Genomic DNA, 23,777 nt, shown 5'->3' with positions numbered 1-23,777 from the left:
TGGGCGTGTTCGTTGATCAGGTAGGTGGTGGTGTGGCCGAGGGCGTTGGTCTCGGTGTGCGCGGCGAGGCCGGTGGCGGGGTCGGCCTCGCCGTACGCGAAGTGGAAGCGCAGCGCGCCGTCGGCGCCGCCCTCGTCGGTGACGCGGTCGTGGGCGTCGTAGGCGTACAGGTAGCGGGAGTCGTTGCGGTCGGTCCACGACAGGATGCGGCCGTCGCCGTCGTTGGCGAAGCGCAGCGCCTTGCCGCTGGAGTTGTAGACCGCGGACAGGTGCCCGTCGGTGTAGCTGTAGCGCATCAGGAGGGCGTCGCCACCGCTGTCGCTCGCGCCCGCCAGGCGCAGGGCGGTGATGCGGTCGGCGTCGACGGTGACCAGCAGCCGGTAGCCGCCGGAGTGGGTGATCGAGAGAGGGACACCGTCCTCGTCGTAGGCGAGGGTGTAGTGGCGGCCGTGCCGGTCGCGGACCTCGGTGAGCAGGGCCTCGTCGCCCTCGGGCATCGGGGTGAAGGTCTTCACCAGGCCGGTGGCGGGGTCGGTGACGGTGAACAGGCCGTCGTGCAGGGCGAGTTCGTGGCGGGAGCCGGCCGAGGCGTATACCGGGTCGCCGGGCTCGGGCAGCGGGTAGGCCTGGGTGATGCGGTCGGGGCGCAGGTGGACCACGCCGTCCTCGTCGAGTTCCAGGCGCTCGTCGAAGCTGCAGATCCAGTGCGCGCCCATCCACCGGCCCGCCCGGTAGCCGGACTCGAAGTTCCGGGTGAACAGCAGTGGCAGCGAACCGGGCAGGTTCACATCCGTCTGGTCGATGAACATCCGGCCCGTCGCGATGTCGACGGGCTCACCCGGGCACTTGCGCGAGACGTGCTCACGGCCTTCGGTCCGCGGCGACTTCACCTGCTCGCGGCCGCGGCCCTTCGGATGCGAGCCACCGCGCCGGCCGTGACCACCGCCGCCGGAACGCGGGTGGTTCAGGCCCTTGCCCTCGCCCTTGAAGATCTTCTCGAGGTCCTTGGCGTGCTTCTCCTCGATGTCCCGGACGTTCTTGGCGACCTTCTTCATGTTGTCGCCCGCATGCCGGTAGAAGTTCTTCAGCGCCTTCCCGGCGTCCTCCACCAAGGTCTTGCCCAGCCGCTGCGCCCCGTCCTCCAGCGCCTTGACGATCTGATTGCTCATCAGAAGCAAACCCCCGTGATCCCCGACCGCGTCACGCCAGAACGTAGCGGAGCCGTCCACCGGTTGACACCCCGATGGCGAACTCTTGACTCCTCAGGGCAGATTCACAGCCGGGCGGACCAGCGCACCCGGGTGCCCCGGCCGTGCGGCCCCGGTTCGTGCCAGGCGTCGCCGCCGAGCGCCTCGGCCCGCCGGGTCAGGTTGCGCAGGCCGGAGCGGCGGCCGCCCTCGGGGATGCCGACGCCGTCGTCGGTGACGGTGAGCAGCACGCCGGGACGGCCGGGGCGGTCCTCGTCCTGCGGGTCGCCGGAGACCGGGCGGCCGTCCTCGCCGAGGTGGACGGTGGCGTCGAGCTCCACCGAGACCCGGGAGGCGCGGGCATGCCGGGCGGTGTTGGAGAGCATCTCCCTTAGTGCGGCGAGCAGTTGGCGGGAGGCCTGCTCGCCGACCAGGCTCTCCACCGGGCCGCGGAAGGTGACGGTGGGTCGGAAGCCGAGGGCGGCGGCGGCCTGGCTGGCCTCGCGCAGCACCCGGGTGCGCAGGGTGTCCGGCTCGTCGTCGGTGTCGCCGTGCTGCAGGGCGTAGATGGTGGTGCGGACCTCCTGGATGGTGGCGTCCAGCTCGTCCACCGCCTGGCCGATCCGGTCCTTCACCTCCGGGACGACGGCGCGGCGGGCCGCGCTCTCCAGCATCATGCCGGTGGCGAACAGCCGTTGGATGACCAGGTCGTGCAGGTCGCGGGCGATCCGGTCGCGGTCCTGGAAGACCGCCAGGCGCTGCTGGTTGCGCTGGTACTCGGCGAGCCGGAGGGCGAGCGCGGCCTGCGAGGCGAAGGTCTGGGCGAGCTGCTTCTCGGTGTCGGTGAACGGCATGGTGCCCGCCCCGCGCCAGACGCAGAGCGCGCCCAGCACCCGGCCCGCCGAGACCATCGGCACCGCCATGGACGGCCCGAACCGGCGCGCCAGCCGGTCGAACTGGGCGTCCGAGGCGGTCTCCGGGGCGTACGCCAGGGCGTCCAGGTACACCGCCTCGCCGGCCAGCAGCCGGGGGGCGAAGCCCCGTTCGGGCAGCAGCTCGCCGGTCAGGTAGTCGGCGCGCTCCCCGGAGGCGTGCGCCACCCGCATCCGGTCCTCGCCGGCCGGGAGCAGGATCATCCCCAGGGCGCCGTCGGCGAGTTCGCGCACCTGCTCGGCGGCGACGGTCAGCGCCACCTGCGCCTCGTCGGAGGAGAGCAGCGAGGTGGTCACCGCCGCCGCGCCGGTGATCCACCGTTCGCGGCGGCGGCCCTCCTCGAACAGCCGGGAGTTCTCGATCGCCACGCCCGCGGCGGCGGCCAGCGCGTGCACCACCTGCTCGTCCTCGGGGGTGAAGGCGCCGCCGCCCTTCTTCTCGGTCAGGTAGAGGTTGCCGAACACCACGCCGCGGACCCGGATCGGCACCCCGAGGAAGGAGGTCATCGGCGGGTGGTGCGGCGGGAAGCCGGAGGAACGCGGGTCCTGGGACAGGTCGGCGAGCCGCAGCGGCTCCGGGTCGTCGATCAGCGCGCCGAGGATGCCGCGCCCGGTCGGCAGGTGGCCGATCCGGGCGGCCGTCTCGTCGTCGATGCCGATGTGGATGAAGTCCGACAGTCCCTTGCCGTGCGGGTTGACCACGCCGAGCGCCGCGTACTTCGCGTCCACCAGCTCGGCCGCGCCGCTGGCGATCCGCTGCAGGGTGGCGTGCGGGTCCAGCCCGGCGCCGACCGAGACCACCGCCTCCAGCAGCCGCTGCATCCGGTCGGTCACCGCGGCGGCCGACTGCAGCCGCTCGGAGACCTCGGTGACCAGGGTGTCCAGCCCGAGCGAGGCGATCTCGGGGATGCGCGGCGGGCCGCTGTCGGCGGGCGGCTGCTCCGGCGGGGTCTCCATGCGACCAGTGTGCCCGTTTGCGCCGCTATGTCCGATCATCGCATCGCGCGTCTCGCTGCGGGTTGCCCCGGACGGATCCTCCCGACGCGTCTCGCCTCCGCATGCCCCGGACGGGTCCTCCCGACGGTCCGTCAGAGCGCCACCGCCTCCCCCGCCCGCTCCTGCGCGATCATCGCCGCCAGTAGGCCGTCCTGACGACCCGCCAGCTCGGACCAGCCGCCGCGCTCCACCACCCGGCCGCCGTCCAGCACCAGCACCTCGTCCACGCAGCCGTCGTCCAGCCCCGCCAGGCGGTGGGTGATCAGCACGGTCGTCCGGCCCTCGGTGGCGGCCAGCAGGTCCGCCGTCAGCGCGTCCGCCGTCGGCAGGTCCAGGTGCTCGGCCGGCTCGTCCAGCACCAGCACCGGGAAGTCCGCCAGCAGCGCCCGCGCCAGCGCCAACCGCTGCCGCTGACCGCCCGACAGCCGCGCCCCGTGCTCCCCCACCATGGTGTCCAGCCCGTCCGGCAGCCCCGCCACCCACTCCCACAGCCGCGCCTTCGCCAGCGCCGCCCGCAGCTCCTGCTCACCGGCGTCCGGCCTGGCCAGCCGCAGGTTCTCCCGCACCGAGCTGTCGAAGACGTGCGCGTCCTGCGCACACAGCCCGACCACCCGGCGGACGTCGTCGCCCGCCAGCGCCCGGGTGTCCACAGCCTGTGGACACCCGTCCGCCAGCACCACCCCGCCCGCACGCTGCTCGACGAAGCGCAGCAGCACGTTCGCCAGGGTGGTCTTGCCGGAGCCCGACGGCCCGACGACCGCCACCCGGCGGCCCGGGGTGAGGACCAGGTCGAGACCGTGCAGCGCATCGCGCTCGGCGCCCGGCCAACGGGCCGTCAGGTTCTCGATCCGGAGCGGGAGCCGCACCTCGGGGAGCGCCCGCGGGTCGGACGGCTCGGTGACGGGGGCGGGAGCCGACAGCACCTCGTCGAGCCGCTCGCGGGACGCCCGGGCCCGCTCCCGGAACCGCATCGCCGTCGGCATCCCCACCACCGCCTCGAACGCGGCCAGCGGGGTCAGCACCACCACCGCCAGGCACACCCCGGACAACGTGCCGGCCGCCACCGCCTGCACACCCGCCGCGGCGGCCGCGGTGACGGTCAGTCCGGTCACCAGCGCGACCAGCGCCGCGGAGAGCGCCGCCGACGCCGCGGAGCGGGCGGCGAGCCCGGTCAGCGTGCGGTCCGCCGCGCGGGTGGCCTCGAGGCGGGCGGGCAGCGCGCCCGCGACGGTCAGCTCGGCGGTGCCGGTGAGGGTGTCCACGACGCTGGTGGCGAGCTCGCCGCGGGCCGGGGCGTGCCGGCGCTCGGTGCGACCCGAGATCCAGCGCTCCAGCAGCGGGACGGCCGCGCCGGCGAGCAGCAGCCCGACCGCGAGGACCGCTCCCGCGAGCGGGAGGAACGCCGCCAGCGCCAGCGACGCGGCGACCGAGACCAGTGCGGCGACGGCCGCCGGCAGGCGCCAGCGCAGGTGGAAGTCCTGCATCGCGTCGACGTCCGAAACCAGCCGGGAGAGCAGGTCCCCGCGACGGAACTGCGGGAGCGCCGCCGGGGCGAGCTGCTCCAGCCGGCGGTAGACCGCGGTGCGGACGGTCCCCAGAGCCTTGAGGACGGTGTCGTGCGACACCAGCCGCTCGGCGTACCGGAACACGCTGCGCCCGATGCCGAACGCGCGGACCGAGGTGACGGCGACCATCAGGTACAGCACCGGCGGCATCTGCGACGCACGCGAGATCAGCCAGCCGGAGGTGGCCATGAGAGCGACGGCGGAGCCGAGAGCGAGGGCACCGAGGAGGACGGCGAGCCACAAGCGCGGGACGCGAGCGGAGGGAGCAGGCAGGGGCGCGGGGAACTGCGCGGGGTGGGAAGTCCCGGGGGCCAGGTCGGGGGATGACGGAGCCTCAGTCTCAGCTTCCGGCCCACGCTGCGAGGTCTCACCGTTCGCAGAGCCCGCACCAGGGAGCGGCTGCTGCACATGCCCGGGCTGGAGCTCCGTTTCTTCCGCTTCGCGCAGTTCCCCGCGCCCCTGGCGGGGCGCGTTCTGGCGGGGCGCGTCGAGGTGGAGGTGAGTGTCGGCGAGGGCCGTGAGGGCGGGGCGGTGGGTGATGAGGAGGACTGTGCGGTCGAGGGTGCGGAGGGTTTCGAGGAGCTTCGCCTCGGTGAGGGGGTCGAGGTGGGCGGTGGGTTCGTCGAGGATGAGGAGGGGGCGGGGGGTGAGGAGCGCGCGGGCGAGGGCGAGGCGTTGGCGTTGGCCGGCGGAGAGGCCCTGGCCGTTCTCGGTGAGGACGGTGGCGGGGGTGGCGAAGTCGACGTGCGCGGCGGCCATCGCGGTGGCGAGGTCCTCGGGGGTGGCGTCGGGGCGGGCCAGGCGGAGGTTGTCGGCGACGGTGCCGGCGAACAGGTGGGGGTGCTGGGGGACCCAGGCGATCTGGCGGTGCCAGGTGGCGAGGTCGGTCTCGGCGAGGGGCTGGTCGCCGATCAGGATCCGTCCGGCGTCCGGCTGGACGAAGCCGAGCAGCGCCGAGACGAGGGTGGACTTGCCGGCGCCGCTCGGCCCGGTGACGACGGTGGTGCGGCCGGCCGGGATCTGCAGGTCGAGCCGGTGCAGGGCGTCCGTGTCGCGTCCGGGGTGACGGACGGTCAGGCCCTCGATCCGGACCGGGACGCCGGTCAGGGCGGGGGCGGGCCGGGTGCCGGCGGCGGGCAGCGGGGTCTCCAGGACCTCGAAGATCTCCGCGGCGGCGGTGAGGCCCTCCGCGCTGGAGTGGTAGAGCGCGCCGACCTGCCGCAGCGGGAGGTAGACCTCGGGGGCGAGGACCAGGACCAGCAGGCCGGTCTCCAGGTCGAGGGTGCCGTTGACCAGGCGGAAGCCGATGGAGACGGCGACCAGGGCGACCGAGAGGGTGGAGAGGAGTTCCAGGGCGAAGGAGGAGAGGAAGGCGAGCCGCAGGGTGCGCAGGGTCGCGCGGCGGTAGTCGTCGGTGATCCGGCCGATGGCCTGCGCCTGGGCCTTGGCGCGGCCGAAGACCTTGAGGGTGGGCAGGCCGGCGACGACGTCGAGGAAGTGGTGGGAGAGCCGGGCGAGGCCGTGCCACTGGCGGTCCATCCGGGACTGGGTGGCGTGGCCGATCAGGATCATGAAGAGCGGGATCAGCGGCAGGGTGACGCAGATGATCGCGGCGGACTCCCAGTCGGCGCCGACGATCCGGGTGAGGACGACGAGCGGGACGACGACGGCGAGGGCGAGCTGCGGGAGGTAGCGGGCGAAGTAGTCGTCGAGGGCGTCGATGCCGCGGGTGGCCAGGGTGGCGAGGTCGCCGGTGCGGCGGCCGGAGAGGTAGCCGGGGCCGAGGGCGGTGGCGTGGTCGAGCAGCCGGCGGCGCAGGGTGGACTTGACGGCGGCGACCGAGCGGTGGGCGGTGAGTTCGGTGAGCCAGGCGACCAGGGCCCGGCCGAGCGAGACCAGGGCCAGGCCGAGCAGTGGTCCCCAGAGCGGGTGTTCGCCGTGCTGGAAGGAGCGCACCACCAGTGAGGCGATCAGCGCGGCCTGGGCGACCAGCAGGACCGCGCCCGCCCCGCCGAGGAGGACGGATCCGGCGAGGAAGGCGCGGGTGGTGCGGGCGTACGCCAGCAGCCGGGGGTCGATCGGACGCATCCTCTGCTGGCGGTCCATCAGGTGTGCTCCTGCGGGTCAGTGGTGAGCGGCGGCGGGGATGTTCTGGACGCCGATCCGGCGGCGGAAGACCCAGTAGGTCCAGCCCTGGTAGAGCAGCACGATCGGGGTGAAGACCAGGGCGACGATGCTCATCACCTTGAGGGTGTACGGCGAGGAGGAGGCGTTGCTGACGGTCAGTGACCAGGCGTCGTTCAGGGTCGAGGGCATGACGTCCGGGAAGAGCGAGAGGAAGAGCATGCCGACGGCGGCCACGATGGTCAGGCCGGAGAGGGTGAACGCCCAGCCCTCGCGGGCCAGCCGGTTGGCGGCGAGCGCGCCGACCAGGGCGAGGACGGCGACGACCAGGGCGGCCAGGCTCCAGCCGTTGCCGGAGTGCGCCTGGGTCCAGACCAGGAAGACCGCGGCGAGCACGGCGGTGGCCAGTCCCAGCGCGGTGGCCTGGGCGCGGGCCCGGACCCGGATGTCGCCGGTGGTCTTCAGCGAGGCGAACACCGCGCCGTGGAAGGTGAAGAGCACCAGGGTGGTGAGTCCGCCGAGCAGCGCGTAGGGGTTCAGCAGGTCCCAGAAGGTGCCGACGTAGTTCTTGTCCTGGTCGATGTCGACGCCGTGGACGATGTTGGCGAAGGCGACGCCCCACAGGAAGGCGGGCAGCAGGGAGGTCCAGAAGATGGCGGTCTCCCAGTTGCGCTGCCAGCTCTCGCCGGTGCGCTTGGCCCGGTACTCGAAGGCGACGCCGCGGACGATCAGGCAGACCAGGATCAGCAGCAGCGGGATGTAGAAGCCGCTGAACAGGGTGGCGTACCAGTCGGGGAAGGCCGCGAAGGTGGCGCCGCCGGCGGTGAGCAGCCAGACCTCGTTGCCGTCCCAGACCGGGCCGATGGTGTTGATCAGGACCCGGCGCTCGGTGGTGTTCCGGGCGAGGGTGCGGGTGAGGATGCCGATCCCGAAGTCGAAGCCCTCCAGGAAGAAGTAGCCGATCCACAGGACGGCGATCAGGATGAACCAGAGGTCGTACAGGTGCATGTGATCCGTCCTCAGTACGCGAAGGCGAGCGGCTTGTCGGTGTCCTCGTCCGAGGGGCCGCGCAGGGTCGGGTCCTTCGTGGGCGGCTGCTCGGAGGTGTCCGGGCCGGCCGCGGCGTACTTGGCGAGCAGTCGGACCTCGATGACGGCGAGGATCGCGTAGAGCAGGGTGAGGGTGGTCAGCGAGCCGATCTGGGTGCCGACACTGACGTTGGGGGAGACCGCGTCGCGGGTGCGCATCAGGCCGAAGACCACCCAGGGCTGGCGGCCCATCTCGGTGAAGATCCAGCCGAAGCTGTTGGCGAGCAGCGGGAAGCCCATGGTGAAGATGCCGATCCGCCAGCTCCAGCGGGTGAAGAAGACGTTCATCTCGTGCTTCTTCGTGAGCATCAGCTTCGGCGGCTCGTCCTCGCCGGTGCGGTGCTCGGGGGCCAGCCAGAACTTCCGGCGGGTGGTCCACAGTCCGATCAGCGCGGCGACGAAGGACGTCATGCCGAAGCCGATCATCAGCCGGAAGCCCCAGTAGGTGACGAAGATGTTGGGGATGTAGTCGGTCGGCTGACCGCCGTACTTGGCGGCCTCGGCGGCGGCGGTGTCGTTGATGCCGGGCACCGACGAGGAGAAGTCGCTGTGGGCGAGGAAGGACAGTATCCCGGGGATCTCCAGCTCGACCGAGTTGTGGCCCTGGGAGACGTCGCCGACGGCGAAGATCGAGAACGGTGCGGGCGCCTGGGTGTCCCAGAGGGCCTCGGCGGCGGCCATCTTCATCGGCTGCTGCTCGAACATCACCTTGCCGAGGGTGTCGCCGCTGATCGCGGTGCCCAGGCCCGCGACCACCGCGATGGCCAGGCCGACCCGCAGCGAGGTGCGCATCGCGGCGGTCTTGCGCTTGTCGGGCTGCTTGCCCTGCTTGGCCCGCCACAGGTGGTAGCTGGCGATGCCGACCACGAAGGCGGCGCCGGTGAGGAAGGCCGCGGTGAGGGTGTGGAAGACCTGGACCAGCGTGGTGTTCTGGAACAGCACCCGCCCGATGTCGGTGAGTTGGGCCTTGCCGGTGGCCGGGTTGATCCGGTAGCCGACGGGGTGCTGCATCCAGGAGTTGGCGGCCAGGATGAAGTACGCGGAGAGCGCGGTGCCGATCGCCACCAGCCAGATGCAGGCCAGGTGGATCTTCTTCGGCAGCCGGTCCCAGCCGAAGATCCACAGGCCGATGAAGGTGGACTCGAAGAAGAAGGCGATCAGCGCCTCCATCGCCAGCGGGGCGCCGAACACGTCGCCGACGAAGCGGGAGTAGTCGGACCAGTTCATGCCGAACTGGAACTCCTGGACGATGCCGGTGACCACGCCCATCGCGATGTTGATCAGGAAGAGCTTGCCCCAGAACTTGGTGGCGTGGAAGTACTTCTCCTTGCCCGTGCGCACCCAGGCCGTCTGCAGTCCGGCGACGATCGACGCCAGGCTGATGGTGAGCGGGACGAAGAGGAAGTGGTAGACGGTGGTGATGCCGAACTGCCATCGCGCGATGGTCTCGTGAGCGACTGCTAGCTCCACTGCGCCCTCTCTCACTGGATTGCCACATACCGGACAAACGCATACGTAGCACGCGAACGCGCCGAAGTAGGCCAAGCTTGCCCGCTTGTGAACGTGAACACGTTCACAAGGTGAGTATCCATGATGCTTATCGGTGCGGTTGCACGGGGGTGGGTGTTTTCGGACAAGCCGATGATCTGATGCCCGTTCGGCCGTCACAAGCAGCACGCGGGCAGGCACGGTGGACCGAACGGCGCTTGACAGTTCGTCCCCGGTTGGGCGTCGGACCAGCTCAGCGCTGGTGCGGCAGCTCCACCCGGAAGGCCGCGCCGGCGCCCGGCGCGGTGCTCAGGGTCAGCTCGCCGCTGTGCGCCTCCACCAGTGCGGTGGCGATGGCCAGGCCGAGACCCGCTCCCCCGCCGTCCTGGCGGCTGCGCGAGGCGTCCACCCGGTAGAACCGTTCGAACACCAGGGCGGCCTGATCGTCCGTCATGCCGGGACCCTGGTCGGCCACTTCGAGCAGGCAGGCGCCGCCGGAGCGGCCCACCCCGATCCGCACCGCGGTGCCCGGCGGGGTGTGCTTGACCGCGTTGCCGACCAGGTTGGTCACCACCTGGCGCAGCCGGGCCTCGTCGCCGAGCACCGGGGCGGGCTGCGGGGCGCCGGCGCCGCCCGGGCCGGTCAGCGCGACCGGGCGGCCGGGGTCGAGCGCGGTCAGGTCGTGCAGCGCGTCGGCGGCCAGCGTGCGCAGGTCCATCGGCGCGAGGTCGAGCGGGCGCTCCTCGTCGAGGCGGGCCAGCGTCAGCAGGTCCTCGACCAGGCCGCCCATCCGGACCGCCTCCGACTCGATCCGGTCCATCGCCCGGTCCACGTCCTGCAGCGCGCCCATCCGGTGCAGTTCGGCGAAGCCGCGGATGCCGGCCAGCGGGGTGCGCAGCTCGTGCGAGGCGTCGGCGACGAAGCGGCGCATCCGGGCCTCGGAGGCGGCCCGGGCCGCGAAGGCGGTCTCGATCTGCGCGAGCATCCCGTTCAGCGCGGTGGACAGCCGGCCCACCTCGGTGCGGGCCGGCAGCTCGGGCATCCGGTGGGACAGCTCGCCGGCCGCGATCCGCTCGGCGCCGAGCTCCAGCTGCCGCAGCGGGCGCAGCCCGGCGCGCACCGCCAGCGCGCCGAGGCCGGCCAGACCGACCAGCAGCGCACCGCCGATGGTGAGGAAGGTGGTGCGCAGGTGGTTGGTGGTCGCCCGGACGTCATCCAGCGGGACGGCGACCTCGACGAACGCGGGGGAGGTGAAGTCCCCGGCGGTGGAGCGCTGCAGCGGCAGCACCAGCGAGCGCCACTCGCTGTTCCTGGGTACCTCGGTGGTGAACGGGGTGCCCTTGCGCTTGGTGAGGGCGGCCGCGGAGAGCTGCGGCAGCTGCGGGGCCGGGTCGGACTCGGCGAGCGGCTGCCGGACGACGCTGAGCACCGAGCCGTCCGCCGCCAGGTAGCGGACCAGGTACTCGCTGGGCAGGATCTGCCCGGCCCGCCGGTTGACCTGCTGCGGGCTGAACACCGAGACCGGGGCCTGCTGGCGGGACGGGGCGCGGCGGGAGAGCGGTTCGGCGAAGCGCTGCAGCTGCTGGTCGGCGCGCTCCACCAGCTGGCCGCGGACCGTGCCCAGCACCAGGGTGTCGCTCACCACCAGGCCGGTGGTGACCAGCAGCAGCGCCAGCACCAGCAGCCGCACGCGCAGCGAGAAGCGGGCCATCTCAGCCGTTCGGCGGGCGGCGCAGCGCGTAGCCGATGCCGCGCACCGTGTGGATCAGCTTCGGGCCGTGCGCCGGACCGGAGTCGAGCTTGCGGCGCAGGTAGGAGATGTACGACTCGACGATGGAGAGGTCGCCGCCGAAGTCGTAGGCCCACACGTGGTCGAGGATCTGCGCCTTGGAGACCACCCGGCCGACGTTGGCCATCAGGTAGTGCAGCAGCTTGAACTCGGTGGGGGAGAGCGAGACCGGGACGCCGCCGCGGGTGACCTCGTGCGCGGTGGGGTCCAGGGTGAGGTCGGCGACCACCAGGCGGCCGTCGTCGGCGGGGCCGCCGGCCCGGCGGAGGATCGCCCGGATCCGGGCGATCAGCTCCTCCAGGCTGAACGGCTTGGTGACGTAGTCGTCCGCGCCGACCGCCAGGCCCTGCACCTTGTCACCGGTACCGTCCTTCGCGGTGAGGAACAGCACCGGGACGTGCTCGGGGCTCTGCGGCCACTGGGTCTGGTCGCGCAGCCGCTGGACGACGGTGAAGCCGTCCAGGTCGGGCAGCATCACGTCGAGCACCACCAGGTCGGGGCGCTCGGCCGCGACCGCGTCCAGCGCCTCCTGGCCGGTGGCGGCCGAGGCGACCCGGAAGCCGGAGAACCGCAGGCTCGCGGAGAGCAGCTCGCGGATGTTCGGCTCGTCGTCGACCACCAGCAGGAAGGGTTCCCCGGCCGCGGAGTTCACCTGGGCCGGGGCCGACTGCACTGTGCTTGACACGGTTGATCCGCCTCCGGGTCGGACGATGGGTCTCCTGTGGACCTTAGCCCGGGCAGGCTACGCACCGTGGATGAAGATTGGATGAGTCATCCATTCGTGCCCGAACCGGTACCGGTTCCGGTTCCCGTTCCGGTGCCCCGGTTGCCGCCGCCGAAACCGCCGAACCCGCCGGCCGCGCCCTCGGAGAGCTGGCTCGCCGCGTACGAGCCGTCCGCGCCCTTGGTGCCGACCACGGTGACGCTCTGGCCGGGCTGCAGGTCGGTGACCTTGCCGTCCTTGTTCATGGTGACCTTGGTCGAGTCGCCGGTGGTGACCTTGATGGTGTTGCCGTTGGCGTCGGTCAGGTAGACGGTGTTGCCGTCCACCGACTTGACGGTGCCCCGGGCGAAGCCGCCGCCGGCCGCGCCGCCGGGGAAGCCCTGGCCGGTGCCGCCGTTCTGGCCGCCGCGGCGGGAGCCGTTCTGGCCGTAGCCGGGGAACTGGCCGTTGCCGCCACCCGCGGTGGCGCGGGTGTTGGTGGCCGTCGTGCCGTTGTCCTTCTGGTACCAGACACCGCCCGAGAAACCCAGCACCGCTATGACGCAGCCCGCCAGCGCCAGGGTGGGCCAGGGGAGCTTGCGGCGCGGCGGCGCGGCCAGCTCGGCGGTGACGTCGCGGGCGTCCGGCGCGGTGGCCAGCAGCTCCTGGTCGTCCGACATGGGGGTCTCCTTATTCGTGCCGCAGGGCGTCGATGGGGCGCAGCGAGGCGGCCCGGTTGGCGGGGTAGCTGCCGAAGAACAGTCCGATGGCGACGGCGATGCCGAAGGCGCCGAGCACCGACTCGGGGATCACCACCGGCTTGATGCCGACCACCGAGAAGTGCGAGCCGATGATCCCGGCGAGCACGCCGAGGCCGGCGCCGATCACCGAGAGCAGGGTGGACTCGGCGAGGAACTGGCCGAGGATGACCGCGCGGGGCGCGCCGAGCGCCTTGCGGATGCCGATCTCCTTGGTCCGCTCGGTGACGGTGACCAGCATGATGTTGGTGATGCCGATGCCGCCGACCAGCAGCGAGATCGCGGCGACCGCGCCGAGCAGCACCGTGAACGTCTTGGTGGTGGACTCGCGGGCGGACAGCAGCGAGGTCTGGTTGCTGATCCGGAAGTCGACCTTGGTGGCGTCCTTGATGGCGTGGGTGCCCATCAGGATCCGGGTGATGTCGGCCTGCGCCTCGGTGGTGGACTCCGCGGAGGAGGCCTGCACCAGGATCTGGTTGACCGAGCCGAAGCCGGTGAAGGCGTTCTGCACGGTCGGCAGCGGCGCGATCACCACGTCGTCGGGGTCGTTGAACCCGGTGGAGCCCTTGGTGGTGAGCACGCCGACCACGGTGAACGGGGTGCCGCCGATGGTGATCTTCTTGCCGATCGGGTCCTCGGTGTCGAACAGCTGCTTGGCGGTGGTCGAGCCGAGCACCGCCACCTTTCGGGAGTTCAGCACGTCGTCGGCGGAGAAGTAGTCGCCCTTGGCGACCTTCTGGTTGGCGGTCTCGAAGTACGCCGGGTAGGTGCCGACGATCTGCCCGGGCTGGTACGAGATGTTCCCGTACAGCGCGGTGCCGGTGGTGGTGACCACCGGGGCGACCGACTTGATCGACGGGGTGTCGGTGGCCGAGGCGAGCGCCTTGGCGTCTTCCACGGTGAGCTTCTTGGCGGCGGTGGCGGCGCCGCGGGAGGCGGAGGAGGAGACGGTCAGCGAGTTGGTGCCGAGCGAGGTGATCGACTCCTTCACCGCCACCGAGGAGCCGTTGCCGACGGCGAGCAGCAGGATCACCGAGGCCACGCCGATCAGCACGCCGAGCATGGTCAGCCCGGAGCGGACCTTGTTGGCGGCGAGGCCGCCGACCGCGAAGCGGAGCATCTGCCAGGCGATCACGCGAGCACCTCCGCGGCCAGGGCGGGCGGCGGGCCGTCGACCGGCGCCTGCCGCACGTCGCTGATGATCGCGCCGTCGACCAGGCGGATGACCCGCTTGGCGTGCCGGGCGACCTCGTCCTCGTGGGTGATCATCACCACGGTGCGGCCGAGCACGTTGAGGCGGTCGATGATGCCGAGCACCTCCTCGGTGGAGTGGCTGTCCAGGTTGCCGGTGGGCTCGTCGGCGAGCAGCATCGCGGGCGCGGTGACCAGGGCGCGGGCCACCGCGACGCGCTGCTGCTGGCCGCCGGAGAGCTGGTTGGGCTTGTGTCCGGCGCGGTCGGCGAGGCCGACCAGGCCGAGCGCGGCGAGCGCCCGGCGGCGCCGCTCGGCGGCGCGCACCCCGGCGTAGGCCAGCGGCAGTTCGACCTGGGCGAGCGCGGTGGTGCGCGGCACCAGGTTGAAGGACTGGAAGACGAAGCCGATCTTGCGGTTGCGCACCAGTGCCAGCTGGCCCTCGTCGAGGTGGCCGACGTCGATGCCGTCCAGCAGGTAGCGCCCGGCGGTGGGCACGTCCAGGCAGCCGAGGATGTTCATCAGGGTGGACTTGCCGGAGCCGGAGGAGCCCATCACCGCGACGAAGTCGCCCTCGTCGATGTCCAGGTCCACGCCGAGCGGCGTGCCGTCCTGGCCGGCCGGTCCGCGCAGGGCGTGCACCACGGCGTCGCCGTGGCCGTACGACTTGGTGACCCGGCGGATCTGGATCACCGGGGGCTTGGCGGTGCCCATCAGCGGGAGCCTCCGGCCGCGCCGCCGCCGCTGCGGGTGCCGCCGCCGCCGAAGCCGCCGCCCGTCCCGCCGAGGCCGCCCGCGCCGCCGTTCAGGCCGGGGAAGTTGCCGGACGGGAAGCCGTTGCCGGTGCCGGCGGTGGTGGAGGTCAGCTCGACCTTCTCGCCCTCCGTCAGGCCGTCGGTGACCTGCACGGTGCTGTCGCCCTCGACGCCGACGGCGACCTGCACGCGCTCGGTGGTGCCGTCGTCGTGGACCACGGTGGCGGTGCGCGTGGCGCCGGTGCCCTGCAGGGCGGCGGCGGGCAGCGACAGGGCGTTGTCGGCCTCGCCGGTGGTCACCGCGATGGTGGCGCTCAGGCCGGTGCGCAGGGTGGAGGTGTCGCCGGTGATCTGCAGCGTCGCGCCGTACTGCACGGCGCCGTTGCTGGAGCTGGAGGGCAGCGAGGAGACCGACAGCACGGTGGCGTTGAGCTTGGTGTCGGACTGCGCGTTGAGGGTGACGGTGGCAGCCTGGCCCTTCTTCAGCTTCAGCGAGTCCAGCTCCGAGAAGGAGGCGTTGACCTGCATCCCGGTCGGGTTGGTCAGCACGATGAAGCCGGACAGCCCGGTGCTGCTGGAACTCCCCGTGCTGGTACCGGTCTTGCTGCTGCCGGACGAGCCGCCGGAGGAGCCGGAGGAGGAGCCGGACGAGCCGCCGGAGACGGTCTCGCCGACCTTGCCGGAGATCGAGGCCACGGTGCCGTCGGTGAGCGCGGTCAGCGTGGTGCCGGCCAGCGCCGCCTTGGCGTTGGTCAGCGAGGTCTCGGCGCTGTCGACCTGCTGCTGGGCCTGGGCGACCTGCGCCTGGTCGACCTTCACCGTGGTGGTGGTGCTCGGCTGCGGGGTGGGGGTCGCGCCGGCGCCCGCACCGCCCGTGGACCCGCTGCGGCTCGAACCGCCGCTGCCGGAGCCGGAGTTGCCGGTCGAGCTGCCGGGCACGGTGGTGGTCACCGTCTCGCCCGCCTCGGCCTTGGTGAGGTTGGCCTCGGCGGTGTTCAGCGCGGACTGCGCCGCGTCCACCTGCTGTTGGGCGGCGGTGGTGTCGACCGTGGCCAGCACCTGTCCCTTGGTCACCGTGTCGCCGACCGCCACCTTGATCGCGGTGACCTTGCCACCGGTGGTGAAGTCCTGACCCGCGTCGGAGGGCGAGGTGAGCGTGCCGGATCCGGACACGGTGGCCAGGACCGTGCCCTTGGCGACCGTGGCGGTCCGGACCCTGGAGGTGGTGGCGGCCTTGCTGGTCCCGCTGTCCAGGGTGGTGTACGCCAGCGCGGCCCCGCCCAGCAGGGCCACGCCGAGCGCGGAGTTGACGAGGACGGCACCACGCCGTCGCGGAAGTACCTTCATGGCGGACAGCTTCGCCGGGTTCCTTTGCGCCGCCCTGTGCGGATCCTGGACGCCCGCTGGCAGCAGCGATCCGGACATATCCCCGCAAACATCCCGCCCGGACCCCACCGCCCTACCGGCCGACCACCAGCCCTTGACCGCCCTCCCAGAAACCTCCCAGCGAAGTCCCGTCCCCGGTTCACCCGCACCCGGGCGGGCGCGCACTCCGGGAAACGCCGCGCCGGGACGCGCAACCAGCGTGCGCGCCCCGGCGGGTGACGGTCGATCAGGTGGCGGAGGGGGTCAGAGCTCCTTGCGGAAGGCCTCGGCCGCGGCCAGGAAGAGGTCGTTGCCGCGCTCCTCGCCGATCGAGACCCGGACGCCCTCGCCGGGGAAGGGGCGGACCACCACGCCGGCCTCGGCGCAGGCGGCGGCGAAGTCGAGGGTCCGCTCGCCCAGGCGCAACCAGACGAAGTTGGCCTCGGAGTCGACCACGGTCCAGCCCTGGGCGCGCAGCGCGGCGGTGACCCTGGTGCGCTCGCCGACCAGCGACTCGACCCGCTCCAGCAGGGCGTCCTCGGCGCGCAGCGAGGCGACCGCGGCGTCCTGGGCGAGCTGGCTGACGCCGAACGGCACGGCGGTCTTGCGCAGCGCGGTGGCGACCTGCTCGTGGGCGACGGCGAAGCCGACCCGCAGGCCGGCCAGGCCGTAGGCCTTGGAGAAGGTGCGCAGCACGCAGACGTTGGGGCGGTCGCGGTAGAGCTCGATGCCGTCGGGGACGTCGGCGTCGCGGATGAACTCGCGGTAGGCCTCGTCGAGCACGACCAGGATGTGCGCGGGGACGGCGTCCAGGAAGCGGACCAGGTCCTCGCGGTGGATGGCCGCGCCGGTGGGGTTGTTCGGGTTGCAGACGAAGATCAGCCGGGTGCGGTCGGTGATCGCGGCGAGCATCGCGTCCAGGTCGTGGGCCTCGTCCGCGGTGAGCGGGACGGGCACGGGGGTGGCCCCGGCGACCTGGGTGATGATCGGGTAGGCCTCGAACGAGCGCCAGGCGAAGATCACCTCGTCGCCCTCGCCGGCGGTGGAGAGCACCAGCGACTGGGCCACGCCGACCGAGCCGGTGCCGGTGGCGACGTGCTCGGCCGGGACGCCGAAGCGCTGGGCGAGTTCGGCGGTGAGGCCGGTGACCGCCATGTCCGGGTACCGGTTGAACGATCCGGCGGCGGCGACCGCGGCCTCCAGCACGCCGGGCAGCGGCGGGTAGGGGTTCTCGTTGGAGGACAGCTTGAACGAGTCGGCACTGGCGGGCTTGCCGGGCTTGTAGGTGGGGATGCCGTCCAGGGTCGGCCGCAGCCGGGGCCCCTGCTCGCGCTCAACCACGGGGTTCTCCGTTTCTCTTTCCTCGGCGGTGGTGCCGTTGCGCCCCGGTCGGGTGCCGTGAACGATACCGACCGCCCTCACCCGTGAGGGTGAGATGCTCGTCCGGGTTACGGGTGCAGATCAGCCATTCTGCCGGGTTCCTTTGGCACATGTCAGAGGTATCGGAGCGGGAAAACCGCAGCTATCGAAGGGTGCCCGCCGGAGCCGGTCGCGGAGAAACGTATCTTCTGCGACCTGTAGCGAACCGGTCACGGAACGCCGTCATGCGCCATACGATCGGTCCGCCATGACAGCAGCAGCCAACCAGAACGGTCGGCGAGCCATCGCCTCACGGCGTCTGGAGCGGGCCGGCATCCGGGACGTCGCAGCCGCCGCCGGAGTGTCCATCACCACGGTCTCGGACGCCCTGAACGGCAAGGGCCGCCTGCCAGACGAGACCCGAAGCCGGGTGCGCGAGGTCGCCGAGCGCCTCGGCTACCGCCCGTCCGCCGCCGCCCGGACCTTACGCACCGGGCGGTCCGGCCTGATCGGCCTGACCGTCACCACCTACGGCGAAGAGCCCTTCACCTTCACCGAGTTCGCGTACTTCGCCGAGATGGCGCGGGCCGCCACCAGCGCCGCGCTGGGCCGCGGCTACGCGCTGGTGGTGCTGCCCGCGTCCTCCCGGCACGACGTGTGGAGCAACATCGCGCTCGACGGCACGGTGGTGATCGACCCGCCCGACCAGGACCCGCTGGTCACCGAGCTCTACCGGTCCGGGGTACCGGTGGTCAGCGACGGCAAACCGGGCAACTGCCCGGTCACCGCCTGGGTCGACAACGACCACGAGGCGGCCGTGCTGAACATCCTGGAGCACCTCAGCGAGGCCGGCGCCCGCCGGATCGGCCTGCTGACCGGCACCTCCACCGACACCTACACCCGGCTCTCCACCGAGGCCTACCTCGGCTGGTGCGCCCGGGTCGGGCAGGAGCCGGTCTACGAGGCGTACCCGGCGCACGACCCGGCCGCCGGGGCGGTGGCCGCCGACCGGCTGCTGGCCCGGCCGGACCGGCCGGACGCGGTGTACGGGCTGTTCGACCCGAACGGCACCGACCTGCTGGCCGCCGCCCGGCGCTACGGGCTGCGGGTGCCGGACGACCTACTGCTGGTCTGCTGCAGCGAGTCCGACGTCTACGCCAACACCGAACCCCCGATCACCACGCTGTCGTTGAAGCCCCGGCGGATCGGCACCACGGTGGTCAACCTGCTGATCGACGCCATCGAGGGAGTCGAGGCGGGCTCCCCGGCCGGCACCGGGCGGCTGTTCCCGCCGCGCTACCGGACCGCCGGGACCGGGCCGCCGCCCGGCACCCTGATGCCCACCGAGCTGATCGTCCGGGCCTCCTCGCAGCGCCGCAGTCCGCGCACCACGGTCAGCCCGCCGCGCCCGCCCGGCGAGGTGTGACCCGCCCGCCGCCCGCTCCGCCACTGGTCTGGACCATCCCAGACCGGGGCAGACCGGGCGGCCGGCGGACCGGCTGACGGCCCGACGGAACGGATTACCGACCAGGTGAGGACGGCGGGAGAGTGCGCTTTCTATGATGGGCGAATGACACCCGAGGACCTCTTCCGCGAGCCCGAGCACCAGCACTCGGTACCCCGCCCCCACCAGGACCTCGACGTGCTCCCGCAGGGCTCGTACTTCGAGCCGGCCGAGCCGGCCGGCTACCCGTACGAGGAGACCCACAGCACCTACGGCGGCGCCCGCTACCTCGAACAGCACTGGGCCCCCGCCCAGGCCCAGTTCATCGAGCCGGCCGGGCACGTCCCCGGGCACTACGCGCCCACCGGGGCGGCCCCGCACGAGGACCCGCCGACCATCGAACTCGGCCCGCCCATCCCCGAGATGGCCCCCGAGGTGCACTTCCCCTACCCGCAGCCCGAGCCCGGCGAGGGCCCCGGCCCGCTGTTCGTCATCGGCGACGTGCACGGCTACCTCGACGAGCTGCTCGCCGCGCTCCACCAGCAGGGCCTGATCGACGCCGACGGCCACTGGTCGGCCGGCCGCTCCCGGGTCTGGTTCCTCGGCGACTTCACCGACCGCGGCCCCGACGGCATCGGCGTGATCGACCTGGTGATGCAGCTCGCCGCCGAGGCCGCCGCCGCCGGCGGCTACTGCCGCGCCCTGATGGGCAATCACGAACTGCTCTTCCTCGGCGCCGCCCGCTACGGCGACGAACCGGTGCAGTCCACCGCCGGCACCGCCTCCTTCCTCGCCGCCTGGCGCCTCAACGGCGGCCAGCAGCACGACCTGGAGCGCCTGCAGCCGCACCACGTCAGCTGGCTGTCCCGGCTGCCCGCGATGGGCCTGGAGGACGGCCACCTGCTGCTGCACTCCGACACCACCGCGTACCTCGAGTACGGCGAGACCATCGCCGACGTCAACGACGCCGTGCACACCCTGCTCGCCGACGAGGGCATCGACGAGTGGTGGGACGCCTTCCGCAAGTTCACCAAGCGCTTCGCCTTCCGCGGCCAGTCCGGCGTGATGGCCGCGCAGGAGCTGCTCGCCATGTTCGGCGGCTACCGGGTGGTGCACGGCCACAGCCCGATCCCGTACCTGACCGGCGACCATCCGGAGGACGGCACCGCGCCGCACGTCCCCGGCCCCTACATCTACGCCGACGAGCTGGCCATCGCGATGGACGGCGGCGTGACCATGGAAGGCCGCCTGCTGGTCGCCCGGCTGCCGCTGAACTGACACCCCGGCCGCGACCGGCGCACTGAACAACTGAGCGGCGCTGCAAGGGGACTGAGCGCACTGAAGTTCCGGAAAGAGCCTGTCCGCGCGCTCCCGCACGCCCCTACGATCGAGGCTGCCGAGAACCCTCTCGTTGACCTCGCGGAACGGGGTACCCATGAGCAACGCCCCGCACCTGCTCGCCCAGGACCACCCGGACTTCTCGCGCATCCTGGACGAAGCACTGCGTGACGCATCCGTCCGGCAGGCGCTGAGCGCCCCCGGCCGGCACCTGAACGCCGAACAGCTGCACACCAAGGCCCTGGCGGAGGCCGACACCGTCGCCGCGCCCGCCGACCCCGAGTACCGCCACTACACCGCACTGCGGGCCGCCCTCGCCGAACGGGCCGCGCCCGCCGACGGGCCGCTCTCCCGGCCGCTGCGCAGCGACCAGGGCGCCGGGCTGTTCCCGGTGCTCACCGTGCTCACCCCGATCCTCGCCGGCGCGGCCGCCGTCATCCTGCTGCTGCTCGGCTACCTGCTGCGGGCCGCCGCCCCGGGCCTGGCGCTCGGGCGCAGCGTGGTCACCGCCGGCTGGGCGGCCCTCGCGATCGGCGCCGCCGCGCTGCTGATCGGCGGCGCCGGACTGGTCCTCACCGCGCTGCGCGACGGCTCCGCCACCCCCGGCGGCACCGACCCGCACCTGCACGCCGACCTCGCCGAGGCGCGGGCCGCCTGGCACACCGCGCTGCGCGAGCGCGCCGTCCTGCCCTGGCTGCACGCCAACCTCACAGGCGAACCGGCGATCGCCAGGCTGCCCGCCGCCCGGCCCGAACCGCCCGAGCTGCTCAGCCCCGGCTACAGCCCGGCCGCCTACTCCAGCCCCGGCTTCACCAGCCCCGGCGCGGAGGGCCTCACCGACGCCGAGGGCCGGGGCCCCCGCGGCGGGCCCGGGTACACCTCCCCGGACTTCACCAGCCCCGGCCCCGAGGGCCTCACCGACGCCCAGGGCAACCCGCGCCGCGCCGAGTTCACCGGCCCCGGCTACACCCCGCCGGACTTCACCGGCCCGGACGAGACCTGACGGACCCTCACCCGCCGTTCCCCCAGCGCCAGCGCCAGCGGCACGCCCGCCGCGCAGGCCACCGCACAGCCCGTCCACACCAGCGTGTACGCGCCCTCGGTGGGCACCCCGGCCCGCAGCACCAGGGCGTTCAGCACGGCCGCCGCGACCGCCCCCGCCGCGGCACCCGCCAGCGACTTCAGGGTGTTGTAGACGCCGGTTCCGATCCCGGTCTGGTCGGCCGGGAGCCGCCGCATCAGCAGCGCCGGCAGCAGGCTCAGCCCCAGGCCGCCGCCGAACCCGGCCAGCGCACCGCCCAGCACGAACTGCCACGCCGCGGCGTGCCCCAGCGCGATCACCGCGTACCCGGTGGTGCACAGCGCGAAGGCCAACCCCAGTACCCGGGGCACGTCCTGACGGGCCGCCAGCCGGTGTGCGGTGAGCGCGCCCGCCGTGGCCGCCGCCGTCTGCGGCAGCACCAGCAGCCCCAGCACCAGCGGCACCGCACCGAGCCCGTACCCGGTCTCGGCGGGCTTGGCCGCCTGGTACGCCAGCGTCGGCCCCTGCGCCCCGTACAGCGCGCAGCCCAGCAGGAAGCTCAGCCCGAACACCGGCGCGGTGGCCCGCCGGGCCAGTAGCCGGACGTCCACCATCGGCTGGTCCGTCCCCAACTCCCGCACCACGAACACCACCAGCAGCAGCACGCCGCCCAGCAGCAGCCCCGCGACGGCCGTGCCCGGCAGCACGGCGCTGCCGGCCAGGCCCGCCAGCAGCAGGGTCAGGCCCAGCGAGAGCAGCGCGGCGCCCGCCCAGTCGATCCGGCCGCGCGCCCGGGTCCGGGACTCCGGGACCAGCCGCCACACCACCGGCAACGCCAGCAGCGGCAGCGCCGCCAGCGCCCACAGCAGCGGCCGGGTCGCCGACGGCGCCGAGCCCAGCCCGCCGACCGCCAGTGCGCCCAGCGTCGAACCCACCGTCAGCGAGCCCACCAGCGGCCCCACCGCGCGGCCGCCGCGCTCCTCGCCCAGGTTGTCCCGCAGGATCGCGAACTCCAACGGCAGCCAGCAGGCCAGGAACCCGGCCAGCGCCCGGCCCAGCAGCAGCGTCGTCAGGTCCCCGGCCAGCGCCGTCACGACGAAGCCCAGCATGGTCAGCAGCACGGTGGCGCGCAGCAGGCGGCGGTGGCCGTACAGGTCGCCGAGCCGCGAGGTCAGCGGCACCGCCACGCCCGACACCAGGAACTCCACGCCCAGCGCCAGGCTCAGGTCGGACGCCCGCAGGCCCAGGTGCTCACCCACCCGCGGCAGCAGGATCGGGAACCCGCCCTGCAGCACGCCGCTGGCGAACTCCACCAGCACGAGCAGCGGGACGGCGGACGCGACGGCTCTGCCTGTGGCCGTGGCAGTGGTGTCGCTCTTCTCGGTGGCGTCGGTGGGGGAGTCGGCCGGGGTGGCGGGGGAGTCGGCCGGCGTGGCGGGGGTCATCGGCGGATCCACGGGGGTGCGGAGGGTGCCGCGGTCGGCGTCGCCGGCGCGGTCGGTGGGGGTGGCGGCAAGGATGACTAACCTGGAGGCCGAACCACCCGCCTCGCACGAATCCGCTCCAGCGGCTCTCCCGACGCAAGGATCAGCCATGATCGACGAGCTGGACCTGGCCCTGGTGGACGCCCTGCGGATGGACCCGCGCGCTCCCTGGTCCCGGCTGGCCGCCCCGCTGGGCGTCGACCCGGCCACACTGTCCCGCCGCTGGGCCCGCCTCACCGCCGACGGCGACGCCTGGGTGACCTGCTACCCCTCCGCCGACCGGATCGGCCGCGGCCTGTCCGCACTGATCGAGGTCGAGTGCACCGCCGACCGGGTCACCGAGGTCGCCGCGGAGCTCGGACGCCACCCGCAGACCGCCAGCATCGAACTGGTCACCGGCAACGCCGACCTGCTGCTCACCGTCGCCGCGCTCGACCACGCCGGGCTCACCGCCTACCTCCTCGACCGGGTCGGCACCGTCCCCGGCGTCCTGCGCACCCGCACCTCCCTGGTCGAACGCACCCTGGTCGAAGGCAGCCGCTTCACCAACGGCGCGCTGGACGCCGACCAGCGCCGCGCCCTCACCGTCTCGCCGCCACCCCCGCACCCGCTGCCGTCCCGCCGGATCGAGGAGGACCTCGCCCTCATCCAGGCCCTCGGCGCGGACGGCCGCATGCCCTACGCCGAACTCGCCGCCCGCACCGGCCTCCCCGCCTCCACCGTCCGCCGCCGACTCGCCGAACTCCGCGACTCCGGCCGCCTCGTGCTGCGCTGCGACGCCTCCCCCCGGGTCACCGGCCACCCCGTCGGCGCGATGCTCTGGCTCGACGTGCCGCCCACTCGCCTCCCCGAAGCCGCGCGCCGCCTCGCCGCGCTCCCCCAGACCCGCCTGTGCGCCGTCACGGTCGGCCCGGCCAACCTCGCCCTCTACCTGATCGCCCCCCAGATCCCCGACCTCCGCCGCATCGAGTCCGAACTCACCCGCCGCTTCCCCGAACTCCGCATCCTCAACCGCCAGATCACCCTCCGCACCCTCAAACTCGTCGGCCACCTCCTCACCCCGGACGGCCGCGCCACGGACTACGTCCCGATCGAACCGCGAGCCTGAGAGGCCCTCCGGGCCGAAAGGGGCCCGGGGAACGGCGGGAGTGCGTGGCGGTGTGGTCTCAAGGGCGCGGTGGCGTCTGGGG

17 protein-coding genes are annotated in these 23,777 nt (G+C 73.1%); 4 read left to right on the top strand and 13 right to left on the bottom strand.

Features of this window, described 5'->3' with window-relative positions:
- The 12 genes from ACWD4U_RS27040 to hisC form a co-directional block, all read right to left on the bottom strand.
- Positions 1–1,169 (bottom strand): RHS repeat domain-containing protein (locus ACWD4U_RS27040; RefSeq protein WP_363457803.1); only part of this gene is annotated, 1,169 nt, incomplete at its 3' end.
- 104 nt (positions 1,170–1,273) lie between these two features.
- Positions 1,274–3,076: a GAF domain-containing sensor histidine kinase gene (locus tag ACWD4U_RS27035; protein ID WP_363457800.1), complete on the bottom strand. Its 1,803-nt coding sequence runs from the start codon at positions 3,074–3,076 to the stop codon at positions 1,274–1,276.
- A gap of 131 nt (positions 3,077–3,207) precedes the next feature.
- Complete coding sequence (cydD, locus tag ACWD4U_RS27030; RefSeq protein ID WP_363457809.1) at positions 3,208–6,768, bottom strand: thiol reductant ABC exporter subunit CydD; 3,561 nt, start codon at positions 6,766–6,768, stop codon at positions 3,208–3,210.
- A 36-nt stretch (positions 6,769–6,804) separates the two neighbouring features.
- The gene (cydB, locus tag ACWD4U_RS27025; protein WP_363457797.1) at positions 6,805–7,812 is read right to left on the bottom strand and encodes a cytochrome d ubiquinol oxidase subunit II; all 1,008 of its coding nucleotides are present in this window, start codon (positions 7,810–7,812) and stop codon (positions 6,805–6,807) included.
- 11 nt (positions 7,813–7,823) lie between these two features.
- Positions 7,824–9,362 (bottom strand): cytochrome ubiquinol oxidase subunit I, encoded by a 1,539-nt coding sequence (locus ACWD4U_RS27020; protein WP_363457794.1) that lies wholly within the window; start codon positions 9,360–9,362, stop codon positions 7,824–7,826.
- A 271-nt stretch (positions 9,363–9,633) separates the two neighbouring features.
- Positions 9,634–11,091, bottom strand: coding sequence for a HAMP domain-containing sensor histidine kinase (locus ACWD4U_RS27015; protein WP_363457791.1), 1,458 nt, complete (start codon positions 11,089–11,091; stop codon positions 9,634–9,636).
- A 1-nt stretch (position 11,092) separates the two neighbouring features.
- Positions 11,093–11,854, bottom strand: coding sequence for a response regulator transcription factor (locus ACWD4U_RS27010; protein ID WP_363457788.1), 762 nt, complete (start codon positions 11,852–11,854; stop codon positions 11,093–11,095).
- 86 nt (positions 11,855–11,940) lie between these two features.
- A complete protein-coding gene (locus ACWD4U_RS27005; RefSeq protein WP_363457786.1) occupies positions 11,941–12,552 on the bottom strand; it encodes a DUF5666 domain-containing protein in 612 nt (203 codons plus the stop codon).
- A gap of 10 nt (positions 12,553–12,562) precedes the next feature.
- Positions 12,563–13,765: an ABC transporter permease gene (locus ACWD4U_RS27000; RefSeq protein ID WP_363457783.1), complete on the bottom strand. Its 1,203-nt coding sequence runs from the start codon at positions 13,763–13,765 to the stop codon at positions 12,563–12,565.
- Complete coding sequence (locus tag ACWD4U_RS26995; RefSeq protein ID WP_363457780.1) at positions 13,762–14,535, bottom strand: ABC transporter ATP-binding protein; 774 nt, start codon at positions 14,533–14,535, stop codon at positions 13,762–13,764. The genes ACWD4U_RS27000 and ACWD4U_RS26995 overlap by 4 nt, the downstream gene beginning before the upstream one ends.
- Positions 14,535–15,923, bottom strand: coding sequence for an efflux RND transporter periplasmic adaptor subunit (locus ACWD4U_RS26990; RefSeq protein ID WP_363457777.1), 1,389 nt, complete (start codon positions 15,921–15,923; stop codon positions 14,535–14,537). Before ACWD4U_RS26990 ends, ACWD4U_RS26995 begins: the two co-directional genes overlap by 1 nt.
- Before the next feature lie 282 nt (positions 15,924–16,205).
- Positions 16,206–17,282: a histidinol-phosphate transaminase gene (gene hisC, locus ACWD4U_RS26985; RefSeq protein WP_363457774.1), complete on the bottom strand. Its 1,077-nt coding sequence runs from the start codon at positions 17,280–17,282 to the stop codon at positions 16,206–16,208.
- 286 nt (positions 17,283–17,568) lie between these two features.
- Between hisC and ACWD4U_RS26980 the strand changes: the two genes are divergently transcribed.
- The 3 genes from ACWD4U_RS26980 (at position 17,569) to ACWD4U_RS26970 (ending at position 21,085) form a co-directional block, all read left to right on the top strand.
- Positions 17,569–18,726 (top strand): LacI family DNA-binding transcriptional regulator, encoded by a 1,158-nt coding sequence (locus ACWD4U_RS26980; RefSeq protein ID WP_363457771.1) that lies wholly within the window; start codon positions 17,569–17,571, stop codon positions 18,724–18,726.
- A gap of 144 nt (positions 18,727–18,870) precedes the next feature.
- The gene (locus ACWD4U_RS26975; protein ID WP_363457769.1) at positions 18,871–20,022 is read left to right on the top strand and encodes a metallophosphoesterase; all 1,152 of its coding nucleotides are present in this window, start codon (positions 18,871–18,873) and stop codon (positions 20,020–20,022) included.
- A gap of 157 nt (positions 20,023–20,179) precedes the next feature.
- Positions 20,180–21,085: a hypothetical protein gene (locus ACWD4U_RS26970; RefSeq protein WP_363457766.1), complete on the top strand. Its 906-nt coding sequence runs from the start codon at positions 20,180–20,182 to the stop codon at positions 21,083–21,085.
- On the opposite strand, the gene ACWD4U_RS26965 is transcribed toward ACWD4U_RS26970, so the two are convergent.
- Positions 21,046–22,548, bottom strand: a complete 1,503-nt coding sequence (locus tag ACWD4U_RS26965; RefSeq protein WP_363457764.1) for an MFS transporter — start codon at positions 22,546–22,548, stop codon at positions 21,046–21,048. The genes ACWD4U_RS26970 and ACWD4U_RS26965 overlap by 40 nt on opposite strands.
- Before the next feature lie 148 nt (positions 22,549–22,696).
- On the opposite strand from ACWD4U_RS26965, the gene ACWD4U_RS26960 reads away from it, so the two are divergent.
- Positions 22,697–23,695: an Lrp/AsnC family transcriptional regulator gene (locus ACWD4U_RS26960; protein WP_363457762.1), complete on the top strand. Its 999-nt coding sequence runs from the start codon at positions 22,697–22,699 to the stop codon at positions 23,693–23,695.
- The last annotated feature ends 82 nt before the right edge of the window (positions 23,696–23,777 follow it).

The sequence above is a fragment of the Kitasatospora sp. NPDC002522 genome, from assembly GCF_053595195.1.
This window is presented reverse-complemented; position numbering and strand designations above follow the sequence as displayed.

Bases quoted from the DNA above. Each gene is read 5' to 3' on its own strand.
- ACWD4U_RS26960 (WP_363457762.1), top strand. From the start codon at position 22,697: ATGATCGACGAGCTGGACCTGGCCCTGGTGGACGCCCTGCGGATGGAC.
- cydB (WP_363457797.1), bottom strand. From the start codon at position 7,812: ATGCACCTGTACGACCTCTGGTTCATCCTGATCGCCGTCCTGTGGATC.
- ACWD4U_RS27015 (WP_363457791.1), bottom strand. From the start codon at position 11,091: ATGGCCCGCTTCTCGCTGCGCGTGCGGCTGCTGGTGCTGGCGCTGCTG.
- ACWD4U_RS26995 (WP_363457780.1), bottom strand. From the start codon at position 14,535: ATGGGCACCGCCAAGCCCCCGGTGATCCAGATCCGCCGGGTCACCAAG.
- ACWD4U_RS26965 (WP_363457764.1), bottom strand. From the start codon at position 22,548: ATGACCCCCGCCACGCCGGCCGACTCCCCCGCCACCCCGGCCGACTCC.
- ACWD4U_RS26970 (WP_363457766.1), top strand. From the start codon at position 20,180: ATGAGCAACGCCCCGCACCTGCTCGCCCAGGACCACCCGGACTTCTCG.
- ACWD4U_RS26980 (WP_363457771.1), top strand. From the start codon at position 17,569: ATGACAGCAGCAGCCAACCAGAACGGTCGGCGAGCCATCGCCTCACGG.
- ACWD4U_RS26975 (WP_363457769.1), top strand. From the start codon at position 18,871: ATGACACCCGAGGACCTCTTCCGCGAGCCCGAGCACCAGCACTCGGTA.
- ACWD4U_RS27005 (WP_363457786.1), bottom strand. From the start codon at position 12,552: ATGTCGGACGACCAGGAGCTGCTGGCCACCGCGCCGGACGCCCGCGAC.
- ACWD4U_RS26990 (WP_363457777.1), bottom strand. From the start codon at position 15,923: ATGAAGGTACTTCCGCGACGGCGTGGTGCCGTCCTCGTCAACTCCGCG.
- ACWD4U_RS27035 (WP_363457800.1), bottom strand. From the start codon at position 3,076: ATGGAGACCCCGCCGGAGCAGCCGCCCGCCGACAGCGGCCCGCCGCGC.
- cydD (WP_363457809.1), bottom strand. From the start codon at position 6,768: ATGCGTCCGATCGACCCCCGGCTGCTGGCGTACGCCCGCACCACCCGC.